11 protein-coding genes are annotated in these 13,618 nt (G+C 60.2%); 7 read left to right on the forward strand and 4 right to left on the reverse strand.

All coding sequences use genetic code 11. From position 1 onward, the window contains the following. Positions 1 to 288: 288 nt before the first annotated feature. Positions 289 to 1,287, forward strand: coding sequence for a murein hydrolase activator NlpD (nlpD, locus tag ACUXAC_RS16000; RefSeq protein ID WP_038871876.1), 999 nt, complete (start codon positions 289 to 291; stop codon positions 1,285 to 1,287). A gap of 54 nt (positions 1,288 to 1,341) precedes the next feature. Continuing rightward, positions 1,342 to 2,340, forward strand: coding sequence for an RNA polymerase sigma factor RpoS (gene rpoS / locus ACUXAC_RS16005; protein ID WP_004932578.1), 999 nt, complete (start codon positions 1,342 to 1,344; stop codon positions 2,338 to 2,340). 79 nt (positions 2,341 to 2,419) lie between these two features. On the opposite strand, the gene mutS is transcribed toward rpoS, so the two are convergent. The 4 genes from mutS to ACUXAC_RS16025 form a co-directional block, all read right to left on the reverse strand. Further along, a complete protein-coding gene (gene mutS / locus ACUXAC_RS16010; RefSeq protein WP_060425333.1) occupies positions 2,420 to 4,975 on the reverse strand; it encodes a DNA mismatch repair protein MutS in 2,556 nt (851 codons plus the stop codon). A 308-nt stretch (positions 4,976 to 5,283) separates the two neighbouring features. Beyond that, positions 5,284 to 6,276: a hypothetical protein gene (locus ACUXAC_RS16015; protein ID WP_454266779.1), complete on the reverse strand. Its 993-nt coding sequence runs from the start codon at positions 6,274 to 6,276 to the stop codon at positions 5,284 to 5,286. Between the two features lie 29 nt (positions 6,277 to 6,305). Further along, positions 6,306 to 7,277, reverse strand: a complete 972-nt coding sequence (locus ACUXAC_RS16020; RefSeq protein WP_201967049.1) for an aldo/keto reductase — start codon at positions 7,275 to 7,277, stop codon at positions 6,306 to 6,308. 12 nt (positions 7,278 to 7,289) lie between these two features. Then, positions 7,290 to 8,090 carry an SDR family NAD(P)-dependent oxidoreductase gene (locus tag ACUXAC_RS16025; protein ID WP_049200335.1) on the reverse strand — a complete coding sequence of 267 codons (801 nt, stop codon included), beginning with the start codon at positions 8,088 to 8,090 and terminating at the stop codon, positions 7,290 to 7,292. Positions 8,091 to 8,196: 106 nt separating this feature from the next. Between ACUXAC_RS16025 and ACUXAC_RS16030 the strand changes: the two genes are divergently transcribed. From ACUXAC_RS16030 to chbR, 5 genes are all read left to right on the forward strand, one after another. Beyond that, a complete protein-coding gene (locus ACUXAC_RS16030; RefSeq protein ID WP_387443230.1) occupies positions 8,197 to 9,090 on the forward strand; it encodes a LysR family transcriptional regulator in 894 nt (297 codons plus the stop codon). A 418-nt stretch (positions 9,091 to 9,508) separates the two neighbouring features. After that, complete coding sequence (locus ACUXAC_RS16035; protein WP_004932561.1) at positions 9,509 to 9,826, forward strand: PTS sugar transporter subunit IIB; 318 nt, start codon at positions 9,509 to 9,511, stop codon at positions 9,824 to 9,826. 12 nt (positions 9,827 to 9,838) lie between these two features. Then, positions 9,839 to 11,200, forward strand: coding sequence for a PTS N,N'-diacetylchitobiose transporter subunit IIC (gene chbC, locus ACUXAC_RS16040; protein WP_049200339.1), 1,362 nt, complete (start codon positions 9,839 to 9,841; stop codon positions 11,198 to 11,200). Between the two features lie 43 nt (positions 11,201 to 11,243). Further along, positions 11,244 to 12,629 carry a glycoside hydrolase family 1 protein gene (locus ACUXAC_RS16045; RefSeq protein WP_387443234.1) on the forward strand — a complete coding sequence of 462 codons (1,386 nt, stop codon included), beginning with the start codon at positions 11,244 to 11,246 and terminating at the stop codon, positions 12,627 to 12,629. 15 nt (positions 12,630 to 12,644) lie between these two features. Further along, the gene (gene chbR / locus ACUXAC_RS16050) at positions 12,645 to 13,493 is read left to right on the forward strand and encodes a transcriptional regulator ChbR (protein WP_060425318.1); all 849 of its coding nucleotides are present in this window, start codon (positions 12,645 to 12,647) and stop codon (positions 13,491 to 13,493) included. The last annotated feature ends 125 nt before the right edge of the window (positions 13,494 to 13,618 follow it).

A 13,618-nucleotide genomic window follows, 5' to 3' on the forward strand; every position in this document is an offset into this window, starting at 1 on the left:
GCACTTTCATCACGTCCGGATAAGGTTTTCTCGTTCCAATCAGGCTAATTTTCACTAGAATTGGCCTTTCTACGTAGTTGTCTTATGGTGCGGCAACGCCAATGTGGTTAGCATTGGCGCGCGTTTTGATGCTCCGGCGGGAGATGACCTGGCGTTCAGGGATCGGCCGGCGGCGCCTTTACATCGCAGGGACTGGGAAGTGGCAAAAGCTCGGCTACGATGTAAAGGGTATTTTGGATATATCACTGATATTGCTGTCATGGGGGAAGCATGAGCACGGGAAGCCCAATGATTACGTTACGCCGGGTAGCGGTGTGTACGATGGTAAGTTTGTGGTTGGCGGGTTGTACGAACAATGCCTCGACGTCGGCCCCTATCAGCAGCGTGGGTGGCGGCGGTGCCGTTCCATCCGGCAATAATAATGGCGGGGCGCAGCAGGTCAGCCCCGAGGGCCGCATTGTCTATAACCGCAGTTATAACGCTATCCCTAAAGGGAGCTACAGCGGCGGTGAAACCTACACGGTCAAGCGCGGCGACACGCTGTTTTATATCGCCTGGATCACCGGCAACGATTTCCGCGACCTGGCGCAGCGCAACAATATTCCCGAGCCATACAGCCTGAATGTTGGCCAAACCATTCAGCTTGGTAATGGTTCTGCCAACGGCGGCGGCGGCATGCTGGCGACGACAGACGCGACCAAAGGCGGCGTTCCGAAGCCACCTTCCAGCTCCCAGATCCAGACGGCAACGGTTGATTCTCAATCAACTAACGCGTATTCTGAAAACTCGGGTAAACAGAATGTAGGTAAGATGTTACCTGCAGCAGGTGCCGCAGCGGTTGGGACCGCGACTGCGCCTGTTACCGCACCGGAAGCCGCTCCACCCGTGAGCAGCACCGTCAGCAACAGTTCTCCGGTCAGTACCTGGAGATGGCCGACTGACGGTAAGATTATTGATAACTTTTCCTCATCAGAAGGTGGGAATAAGGGCGTCGATATCGCCGGTTCCCGTGGGCAGCCTATCTTCGCTACCGCCGATGGCCGCGTAGTGTATGCCGGCAACGCTTTACGGGGTTACGGTAATCTAATCATCATCAAACACAATGATGATTACCTGAGCGCCTACGCTCATAACGACACAATGCTGGTCCGGGAACAACAAGAAGTGAAGGCGGGTCAAAAAATAGCCACCATGGGTAGCACCGGTACCAGTTCAGTACGTTTGCATTTTGAAATTCGTTACAAGGGGAAATCCGTAAACCCGCTGCGTTATCTTCCGCAGCGATAGATTGGGCAGAATACGCTGAGATTCTGCTCGCGGTATCACGGGTAGGAGCAGCATATGAGCCAAAATACGCTGAAAGTTAACGAGTTACATGATGATGCGGATTTCGACGAGAATGGAGCTGAGGCTGAGTCGTTTGATGAAAAAGCGCTGGTAGAAGAAGAGACCAGCGAGAACGATTTAGCGGAAGAAGAGCTGTTGTCTCAAGGCGTTACGCAACGCGTATTGGATGCGACGCAGCTCTATCTGGGTGAGATCGGTTATTCACCTCTGCTGACCGCAGAGGAAGAAGTCTATTTTGCGCGGCGTGCTCTGCGCGGTGACGTGCCGTCCCGCCGCCGCATGATTGAAAGCAACCTGCGGCTGGTGGTGAAAATCGCCCGCCGCTACAGCAACCGCGGTCTGGCGCTGCTGGATCTGATCGAAGAGGGTAACCTCGGTCTGATTCGCGCAGTGGAAAAATTCGACCCGGAACGCGGTTTCCGCTTCTCCACTTACGCAACCTGGTGGATCCGTCAGACGATTGAACGGGCGATCATGAACCAAACCCGTACCATTCGTTTGCCTATCCATATCGTCAAAGAACTGAATGTCTATCTGCGCACCGCGCGCGAGCTTTCCCACAAGCTGGATCATGAACCGAGCGCTGAAGAGATTGCCGAGCAACTCGACAAGCCGGTGGATGACGTCAGCCGCATGCTGCGTCTGAATGAGCGCATCACCTCGGTGGATACGCCGCTGGGCGGGGATTCGGAGAAAGCGCTGCTGGACATTCTGGCCGACGAGAAGGACAACGGGCCTGAAGACACCACGCAAGACGACGATATGAAGCAAAGCATCGTCAAATGGTTGTTCGAACTGAACGCCAAACAGCGTGAAGTGTTGGCGCGTCGTTTCGGCCTGCTGGGCTATGAAGCGGCGACGCTGGAAGACGTAGGCCGGGAGATTGGCCTGACGCGTGAGCGCGTTCGTCAGATTCAGGTTGAAGGCCTGCGCCGCCTGCGTGAGATTCTGCAGATGCAGGGCCTGAGCATTGAGGCGCTGTTCCGCGAATAACGCCGGTTGTTGAACCGCATCAAATAAAAACGGTGAGCATGATGCTCACCGTTTTTTTATGCCCGCGTTTGGCGCCAGACTACACCATATTTTTCAGCCGGTAGATCCATTCCAGCGCCTGGCGTGGCGACAGGGAATCCGGATCCAGCGCCTCCAGGGCTTCTACCGCCGGCGAGGTCTCTTCCTGCAGCAGCGTCATCTGGGTGGCATCGACGCTGCCCGAGGCGGTGTGGCTGGAGATAGACTCCAGCTCGCGCAGCTTCTGACGGGCGCGCTTGATGACGTCGCGCGGCACGCCGGCCAGCGCGGCGACCGCCAGGCCATAGCTTTTGCTGGCAGCCCCGTCCTGCACGCTGTGCATGAAGGCGATGGTATCGCCATGTTCGAGCGCGTCCAGATGCACGTTGACCACGCCTTCCATTTTCTCCGGTAGCGTCGTCAGCTCGAAGTAGTGGGTGGCGAACAGCGTCATCGCCTTGATGCGGTTGGCCAGGTTCTCGGCGCAGGCCCAGGCCAGCGACAGGCCGTCGTAAGTGGAGGTGCCGCGGCCGATTTCATCCATCAACACCAGGCTGTGCTCGGTGGCGTTGTGCAGGATGTTGGCGGTTTCGGTCATCTCCACCATGAAGGTGGAGCGGCCGGAAGCCAGATCGTCCGCCGCGCCGACGCGGGTGAAGATGCGATCCACCGGGCCGATAGTGGCCTTGGTGGCGGGGACGTAACTGCCGATGTGTGCCATCAGCACGATCAGCGCCGTTTGCCGCATATAGGTGCTTTTACCGCCCATGTTCGGACCGGTAATGATCAGCATGCGGCGCTGCGGCGACAGGGTGAGCGGGTTGGAGATAAACGGCTCGCTCAGCACCTGCTCCACCACCGGGTGGCGACCTTCGGTAATGCGGATCCCCGGCTGCTCACTCATGGTCGGGCAAGCGTAGTTCAGGGTATCGGCGCGCTCGGCCAGGTTGGCCAGCACGTCCAGCTCGGCCAGTGCGGCGGCGCTTTGCTGCAGTTCCGCCAGGTGCGGCAGCAGCAGATCAAACAGCTCGTCGTACAGGCTTTTCTCGATCGCCAGCGCCTTACCCTTGGAGGTGAGCACTTTGTCTTCGTACTCTTTCAATTCCGGGATGATGTAGCGCTCGGCGTTTTTCAGCGTCTGGCGGCGCACATAGTGGATCGGCACCAGGTGGCTTTGGCCGCGGCTGACCTGAATGTAGTAGCCGTGTACGCCGTTAAAACCGACCTTGAGCGTATCCAGCCCCAGCTTTTCACGCTCGCGGATCTCCAGCCGGTCGAGGTAGTCGCTGGCGCCGTCGGCCAGTGCGCGCCACTCGTCCAGTTCGCTGTTGTAACCGGGGGCGATCACGCCGCCGTCGCGTACCAGCACCGGCGGCGATTCAATGACCGCGCGTTCCAGCAGCTCACGCAGCTCGTCGAACTGGCCCACCTGTGACAGCAGCTGCTGCACGTGCGGGGTGTCCACGTCTTGCAGCAGCGCGCGGATGTCCGGCAGTTGCTGGAAAGCATGGCGCATGCGCGCCAGATCGCGCGGCCGCGCGGTGCGCAGCGCCAGACGCGCCAAAATTCGCTCCTGATCGCCCACCTGACGCAGAGAAGGCTGCAGATCGGTGAACAGGTCCTGCAATGCGCCGATCGCCTGTTGGCGGGCGGTGAGAACCTTGATATCGCGGGTCGGCATGTGCAGCCAGCGTTTCAGCATACGGCTGCCCATCGGCGTGACCGTGCGATCGAGGATCGCCGCCAGCGTGTTGTCGCTGCCGCCGGACAGGCTTTGCGTCAGCTCCAGATTGCGGCGGGTCGCGGCGTCCATGATGATGCCGTCCTGCTGGCGCTCCATGGTGAGGCCGCGAATGTGCGGCAGTGAAGTGCGCTGGGTATCTTTGACGTACTGCAGCAGGCAGCCGGCGGCGCGCAGCGCCTGGTGCGCCTGCTCGACGCCAAAGCCGGTCAGATCGCGGGTGCCGAACTGCAGATTGAGCTGCTGACGCGCGGTCTCAAGCTCAAATTCCCACAGTGGGCGGCGGCGCAGGCCGTGGCGCTGTTCGATCAGCGCCATTTGTTCGAAGGTTTCCGGGTAGAGCAGCTCGGCCGGATTGGTGCGCTGCAGCTCGGCAGCCATGGTTTCCAGATCCTGCGGCTCGGCGACGCGGAAGCGGCCGGAGCTGACGTCCAGCGTGGCGTAGCCGAAACCGCGCGCGTCCTGCCAGATCGCCGCCAGCAGGTTGTCCTGACGCTCTTGCAGCAGCGCTTCGTCGGTGATGGTGCCGGGGGTGACGATACGCACCACTTTGCGTTCGACCGGCCCTTTGCTGGTGGCCGGATCGCCGATCTGCTCGCAGATGGCGACGGACTCGCCGAGCTGCACCAGCTTGGCCAGGTAGTTCTCCACCGCGTGGTGCGGCACGCCGGCCATCGGGATCGGTTCACCCGCCGAGGCGCCGCGTTTGGTCAGCGAGATATCCAGCAGTTGGGAGGCGCGCTTGGCGTCGTCGTAAAACAGCTCGTAGAAGTCGCCCATGCGGTAGAACAGCAGGATTTCAGGATGCTGGGCCTTGAGGCGCAGGTACTGCTGCATCATTGGCGTGTGCGAATCGAGTTTATCGGTGCTATTCATGCGATTATTTTTCCAATCCATTGAATGTAAAGGTCACTGTGATTTTCATTGTCATCATTCGCTATCACATTGTTTCAGCAGGCCCGCCCCCTTTAGCGCTTGCCGGGCGGCGCAAATCAAATCATCAAAACGCCAGACGGCGCGCTCAAACCCGAGGTTTGCACAGACGCTTATACTAGCCTAGCGGGCAATCGGCTGTCACAGGTAAAAATGGGAAGCGCTGCGCAAGGCCGGTTTGTAACGCAGCGAGATTGTTGTTCGCCTGCGGGCAACAACGCAAGTCGCCGCCCGCAGTGGTGGTGGAAAGGTTATTGCGCGGCGGTGAGAGGCAAAGGCAGTTGATAGAGGCGGAAGCTGTCGGGCACTTCGGTTTCATGGCCGGGCAGCAGGCGGTGGCGGATGCGCGATTCGCTGACGAAGGCGCAGCCTTGTGGCGTGATAGTCAGGTTGACCGGCGACTCCATGCCTTCGCGCAAGATCTCAATGCGGTGCATGCCTGCCGCCTTGGGGGAAGGGATCCGCAGGATCCGCCCCTGGCCGCTCTGGATCCCGTTTTCCAGCACGATCAGCGCGCCGTCCGGTGCCAACCCCATCCCGTCCGGGTTTTCGATGAGGCGCGGCAGCTGCATTTCCGTCAGCTGCGGCTTTGGATCGTTATAGCTGAGGGCGTAGAGCTTACCGGTGCCGAAATTGGCGACTGCCATCAGCCGGTCGTCGAGCAGCACGATCCCGGCGGCCCCCAACCCGCTGGGAGCCGCCAATTGCGGATCCCGATACAGCGTACTGAAGGCCGTTTCGCCCGGCCGCAGGCTCAGGATGCCGCCGCCGCGGGTTTCCGTCACGTACACCGTGCCGTCTGCGCCGAGCACGATATCGTTGCCCATTTCCCCCGCCGGCAGCGCCAGGCTGCGGTTGAGGGTGCCATCCACGACGTTCAGCGCATAGATGCGGTTGGCGCGCGTTTTGCCGCCGGAGAGAAAGTCCGGCGAGTTCCCCCACAGCAGCCCGCGCCGTTCGTCCAGCCGCAGCGCGTTTGAGGCGAACACCGTGTCAGCGCCGGGGAAGAAGGTTTCCCACGCCTGACCCGGCCGTTTGCGCAGCACGTTGCCGCTGGTGATCAGCCCGACATACAGCGTACCGTCCGCCGCGCGGGCGATGCCGTTGGGGTAAAGTGCGCCGGGCGGCAGCGTTATGCTGCTTTCTGTGCAGTCTGCGCTGACGGCGGCCTGCGCCGGCGCGCTAAGGGTGAATGCGGCAGCGAGGGTGAACAACGCCGCTCGCGCGGTAACAGCGTATGACATGTTTCTCTCCGGGAATGAGGGAAAGGGGGCTACCAGCGCTCGGGGCGGGCAGCGTGTGCCATTGGCGCCTCCAGCGCGGCCACGTCTTCCGGCGATAGCCTGAGGTCGAGCGCCGCCAGCGCATCCTGCAGATGGTGTGGCTTGGACATGCCCACCAGCGGCGACGCTACGCCGGGTTTGGCCAACAGCCAGGCCAGCGCGATCTGCGCCGGTGGAACGCCGCGCGCGGCCGCCACCTCCGCTACGGCAGCGACGGTGCATTCCACCTCGTTTCTGCCGCCGTACCAACGGGGCGCCTGTTCGTCGGTGGCGGCGCGCAGCGTGCCGCCACTGGCGGAGCCGGCCAACACGCCGCGGGCCAGCGGCGACCAGGGCGTCAGGCCAAGACCTTCCTCCAGGCACAGCGGGATCAATTCTTCTTCGTCTTCACGCGTCACCAGGTTGTATTGGCTTTGCAACGAAATAAACGGCGCCAGGCGGTGCTGACGTTGAAAGGCCAGCATTTTCATCAGGCGCCAGGCGTGCAGTGAAGACGCGCCGAGATAGCGGATCTTGCCCGCCCGCACCAGGCCGTCGAGGGTGTCGGCAGTTTCTTCGATCGGCGTTTCGGTATCGAAGCGGTGCAGGACGAACAAATCGAGGTAATCCGTTCCTAGCCGCTGCAAGGAGGCGTCGACGCTGTGCAGCAGGTGTTTGCGCGACAGCCCGCGGCTGTTCGGCTGCGCGTCCATCGGAAAGTAGGCTTTGGTGGCGATCACCACGTCTTCACGACGGGCGAACGCCTTCAGCGCGCGGCCGAGAATGCGCTCGCTTTCTCCGCCGGAGTAAATGTTGGCGGTATCGAAAAAATTGATGCCCGTCTCCAGCGCCTCACGGATAAAGGGGCGCGCTTGCTCTTCTTTCAGCACCCAGGGCCGCCAGGCCGGATCGCCGTAGGTCATGCCGCCCAGACAAAGGCGGGACACCTGCAGGCCGCTGTCGCCAAGCCGAACGTAATTCATGGCGTCGCCCCCTCAGCGCATGCCGGCGATGGTGTAACCGCCGTCCACCAGCAGGCTTTGGCCGGTGATGAAGCGGGCTTCGTCCGTCGCCAGCCACAGCGCCACATCGCCGATGTCTTCCGATTCGCCCAGGCGGCCGGCGGGCGTGTGGGCGATAAAGGGCGCGAACGCCGCGCTGTCGGCCACGCTGCCGCGCGCCATCGGCGTGTCGATGATGCCGGGGTTGATGTTGTTGACGCGGATGCCCTGGCCGCTGTATTCGAGCGCCACCGCGCGGATCATCGCATCGAGCGCGCCTTTGCTGGCGGAATAGCTGGATGAGCCGGCGAGCGCGCCGTGGGTCAGCCAGGAGGAGGTGTTAACGATCACGCCGCCTGAATGTTGCGCCAGGAAGGTTTCAATCTCGTATTTCATCGCCAGCCAGACGCCACGGAGGTTAATGGCGATCACGCGGTCAAAATCCTCGCTGCTCTGTTCGGTGATGGGGGCGAAGTTGCCGATGATGCCGGCGTTGTTGAAGGCGACGTCGAGCCGGCCGTAGTGGGCGGTCACCGTGGCGAGCAGCCTGCGGATGTCGTTTTCCTGGGAGACGTCGGCCACGATGGGCAGGGCGTCGCCGCCGGCGAGCGCGATGTCGCGCGCCGTGGCTTCGATTTCCGCCGCACGCCGGCCGGCCAGCGCCACTTTTGCGCCTTCGCGGGCATAGGCCAGCGCGGCTGCGCGGCCGATACCGGTGCCGCCGCCGCTTACCAGCACGACTTTGTCAGCCAGACGGCGCGGCGTTTCATGAGTTGGGGCTGTAGTATTAATCATCGCATCGATACCTGGTAATGGGTTCGATCGCAATGCTATGTTGTTAGATGACGGATAACTATCCGCTAAAAATTCATCTCACTATTAGATAATTTATATTAATAGCATGAAGAAACCCGAATTGTCCGGCCTGGCAGCCTTCGTGGCTATCGCCAGTGAACGCAGCTTCCGCCGCGCCGCCGCCCGACTGGGCGTGACGCCGCCGACGCTGACCCACACCCTGCGCGAACTGGAAGCGCAGGTGGGCATTCGCCTGCTGAACCGCACCACCCGCAACGTCTCGCCGACGGAGGCCGGTGAGCATCTGTTGGCACAGCTGGTGCCGGCCTTTACCGACATCGACGCCGCGCTGGAGAGCCTGAATGCGTTTCGCGAAGGGCCACGCGGCCTGGTGCGCATCAACGCGCCGCGTTCGGCGATCGATCTCGCCATCGTACCGCATCTGGGGCGGTTGGCCAGCGAGTACCCCGGCATTACGCTGGAGGTAGTGGCGGACGAAGGGTTTGCCAACATCGTCGAGCAAGGCTTTGACGCCGGTATTCGGCTCGGCGAGGATCTGCACAACGATATGCGTGCGGTGCGCCTGACGCCGGATCTGCGTTTTGCCATCGTCGCCACGCCGGACTATTTTCAACGGCACGGCGAACTGACGCATCCACAGGATTTGCTGCAGCACCGCTGCATCGGTTGGCGCAAGGCCTCTTCGGGCGAGCGCTACAAATGGGCATTTCAGCAGGGCGAGCAGCGATTTTCCGTGGCGGTCAACAGCCCGCTTATCGTGGATGACGCCAGGCTGTTGCTGCAGGCGGCGTTGGCGCACGTCGGCATCGCTTTCGCCATCGAACAGGAGGTGGAAGAACACCTCGCGAGCGGGCGGCTGCGGCGGGTGTTGGCCGACTGGTGCGCGCCGTTTCCCGGTTTTTACCTCTATTATCCCAACCGCAGGAATCATTCCGTGGCGCTGACCACAGTGATCGAGTTGCTGCGTCTGCCCACCTAATCTTCTTTACCGGCCATCGCGTTCGGATGGCAAGTAAGCGAATCAAGCTTGAACTATTTTTACTCTCCCTTCGTTTGTTCGGGCGCAAATAATCCCTTAAATTCCCGGCGAGTTTATAACTGGCTGTTTATAATTGCTATTTGAGTATTTATTGCGAATATTCCGAGTTTTTATCGGTTATTTGAGAGCCCGGTCACACTATTTTTTTATGTGAAATGTGAAGAGGGTCAAGCCAGTAGGTCAAGGAGAGACGGTTATTATCCTCGCTGGCTTACCGATCCGTTTTTCATGCTCCGTATACTGTCTGCAACCAGGGCAACGTGACGGAAATTTTCATAAGGAATGTGCGTGAAGCAATCGTGATTGCATCTGGCATACAAATAACACGGGGTTTTTTTGATTATCTGAGGTGCTTGGTATGGAAAAGAAAAAAATCTATCTGTTTTGTTCTGCCGGTATGTCCACTTCCCTGTTGGTATCAAAAATGAAGGCGCAGGCCGAGAAATACGAAGTACCGGTGATCATCGCCGCCTATCCGGAGGCGCTGGCCGCGGAGAAAGGCGTTGAAGCGGATCTGATCCTGCTGGGGCCGCAGATCGCCTACACCTTGCCGGAAGTGCAAAAACAGCTGCCCAACAAACCTGTTGAAGTCATCGATCCGCTGCTGTACGGCAAGGTCGATGGGCTGGGGGTGCTGAAGGCCGCGGTGGCCGCCATCAAGAAAGCCAATCAATAACAGGAGGCCGCCGTGAATACCCTCATTGCCTCGCTCGAGAAGGTTATCCTGCCTTTCGCCGTAAAAATCGGTAAGCAGCCCCACGTCAACGCCATCAAGAACGGCTTTATCCGCCTGATGCCGCTGACCTTGACCGGGGCGATGTTCGTGTTGATCAACAACGTGTTCCTGAGCTTCGGCGAAGGATCGTTCTTCTATTCGCTGGGCGTGCGCCTGGATGCTTCCACCATCGAGACGCTGAACGGGCTGAAGAGCATCGGCGGCAGCGTTTACAACGGCACGCTGGGGATCATGTCCCTGATGACGCCGTTCTTTATCAGCATGGCGTTGGCTGAAGAGCGCAAGGTCGATCCGTTGGCTTCGGCATTGCTGGCGGTGGCGGCCTTTATGACCGTCACGCCGTTTAACGTCGGCGAGGCCTATGCGGTAGGCGCCAACTGGCTGGGCGGCGCCAACATCATTTCCGGTATGGTGATCGGGCTGGTGGTGGCCGAGATGTTCGCTTTCATCGTGCGGCGCAACTGGGTGATCAGCCTGCCGGACAGCGTGCCGGCTTCGGTGTCGCGCTCCTTCTCGGCGCTGATCCCCGGTTTCATCATCCTCTCCATCATGGGGCTGGTGGCGTTCGCGCTGGCGCACTGGGGCACCAACTTCCACCAGATCATCATGGACGGCATTTCGGCGCCGCTGGCCAAGATGGGCAGCGTGGTGGGCTGGGTGTACGTGCTGTTCTCTTCGCTGCTGTGGTTCTTTGGGGTGCACGGCTCCATGGCGCTGGCGGCGCTGGACAGCGGCATCATGACGCCGTTCGCGCTGGAAAACGTGGAGCTGTACAACAAATACGGTTCGGTCGAAGCGGCGGTGGCCGCCGGCAAAGAGTTCCATATGTGGGCGAAGCCGTTTGTCGACTCCTACATCTACCTCGGCGGCACCGGCTCGACGCTGGGCCTGATCATCGCCATCTTCATTGCCTCGCGCCGCGAAGATTACCGCCAGGTCGCCAAGCTGGCGACGCCGTCCGGCATCTTCCAGATCAACGAACCGATTCTGTTCGGCCTGCCGGTGATCATGAACCCGGTGATGTTCATTCCGTTCATCCTGGTGCAGCCGGTACTGACCATCATCACCTCGCTGGCTTATTACTCCGGGCTGATCCCGCCGATCACCAACATCGCGCCCTGGACCATGCCGGTCGGCCTGGGGGCGTTCTTCAACACCAACGGCAGCATCATGGCCCTGTTGCTGAGCCTGTTCAACCTGGCGGTCGCCACCGTGATTTATCTGCCGTTCGTGGCGATCTCCAACAAGGCGCAGAGCCAGATCGACGCAGCGACGGAAAGCGAAGAAGACATCGCCAAGGCGCTGAAATTCTAACAGTGGAACGGGGCGGCGTGGCCGCCCCGCGAGGGACGCAAGTATGGAATATCAATTTGCCGACGGGTTCTGGTGGGGCAGCGCCACCTCCGCGCCGCAGTCTGAAGGGGCGGCCGCACGGGACGGCAAGAGCCGCAACATCTTCGACTATTGGTACGAGATCGCGCCCGAGCGCTTTCACGATCGGGTGGGGCCGGGCGAGGCCTCAACCTTTTACGACCATTTCCGTACCGATATCGGGCTGCTCAAAACGCTGGGCCACAATACCTTTAGAACGTCGATCTCGTGGTCGCGGCTGATCCCGGACGGCGACGGCGAGGTGAACCCGCAGGCGGTGGCCTTCTATAACGCGATGATCGACGAGCTGCTGGCGCAGGGCATCACCCCGTTTATCAATCTCTACCACTTCGATATGCCGCTGTGCATGCAGCAGCGCGGCGGCTGGGAAAGCCGGGCGGTGGTCGAAGCCTATGCGCGTTACGCCGATACCTGTTTCGGTCTGTTTGGCGATCGGGTCACCCACTGGTTCACCTTCAACGAGCCGATCGTGCCGGTGGAGGCCGGTTACCTGAATGACCTGCACTATCCTTGCGTAGTGGACTTCAAACGGGCGGTCACCGTGGCGTATCACAGCGTACTGGCGCATGCCATGGCGGTGCAGCGTTTCAGAGCGCGGGAGCTGCCGGGGAATATCGGCATTATTTTGAACCTGAGCCCGACCTATCCGCGTTCCGATGCGTCGGAGGATCGGCAGGCTGCACACGACGCCGATCTGCTGCTCAACCGCAGTTTCCTCGATCCGGTCGCCAAAGGGCGTTATCCGGCGGCGTTGCTGCAGCTGCTGGAGCGGCATGGGCTGATGCCCCACTGCGAGCCGCAGGATGCGCAGCTGATTGAAGACGGCGTGGTGGACATCCTCGGCGTCAACTATTACCAACCGCGCAGGGTGCAGGCGAAAGAGGGGCGCCGTGCCGAGGGGCCGATCGCATCGCCGGAGGATTTGTTCAGTTACTATGCAATGCCGGGCCGCAAAATCAATCCGCACCGCGGCTGGGAGATCTACGAAAAGGGGCTGTACGACATCCTGATGGATCTGAAAGAGAACTACGGCAATCTGCCTTGTTATATTTCGGAAAACGGCATGGGCGTTGAAGGCGAAGAGGCGTTTATCGGCGCCGATGGGCGGGTGGAGGACGATTACCGCATCGACTTTATTCGCGAGCACCTGAAATGGCTGCACCGCGCGCTGGCGGAAGGCTCGCAGTGCAAAGGCTATCATCTGTGGACCTTTATCGACTGCTGGTCCTGGCTGAACGCCTACAAGAATCGTTATGGGCTGGTGCGGCTGGATCGGGCGGATCAGCGCCGCACCATCAAGAAAAGCGGCTACTGGTTTGCCGAGGCGGCCAGACGCAACGGATTTGACTAACGGGAGGCCGGCGCCGTGTCCGACAACCGAATTTCGCTGAGTGCGAACGACGTGAAGCTGATTCGCGAGCAGGATTTTTTTAACTGCAAAGATTTTCACCTGTTTATCTACAACAAGGTGGAAAGCGCCACTGGGCTGCATCAGCACGACTATTACGAGTTCACCATCGTGCTGAGCGGCAAGTGCTACCAGGAGATCAACGGCAAGCGGGTACTGCTGGAACGCGGGGATTTCGTCTTTATCCCTATCGGCTCCTACCACCAGAGCTTTTACGAGTTCGGCGCGACGAAAATCTTCAACGTGGCGGTCAGCAAAGCGTTCTTTGAAGAGCACTATTTGCAGCAGCTGCCGCGCTGCTTCGTCGCCTCGCAGGCCTACAGCCTGAGGAGCGAGTTTTTGGCCTATATCGAATCGGTGGTGAGTTCGCCGCAGTTTCGCGAGGATGATTTCGCCGAATTTCTCGAAACGCTGACTTTCTATGTGATCAGCCGCATTCGTCACTATAAGGAAGAAAACGACGGCGGCGATGATATCCCGCAGTGGCTGAAGAACACTCTGGCCGGCATGCATGACAAGGCGATGTTCGGCGAAAGGGCGTTGGCGAACATGGTGGCGCTGTCGGGGAAGACCCAGGAGTATCTGACCCGGGCGATGCGGCGTTACTACCATAAGACGCCGATGCAGGTAATCAATGAGATCCGCATCAATTTCGCCAAGACGCAGCTGGAGGTCACCAACTCTTCGGTTTCCGATATCGCCTTTGATTCCGGCTATGGCGATGTCAGCCTGTTCATTAAGAACTTCAAGCGGCTCACCGACGTGACCCCAGGCAACTACCGAAAAAAGTGCTACGGCCCTCTTTAGGGCCGCTCCCGATCAGTATCAACGCCGATATGCCGATGAGCTTCAGGCCGCCGGCCGGTTAATCATTCGATTTTTACCTTAGCGAAGGGGAATGCCGCGTCGGTCGGTCGGGCTTCCCTTGCCAA

It is taken from the genome of Serratia sp. 121840015-1, from assembly GCF_053627655.1.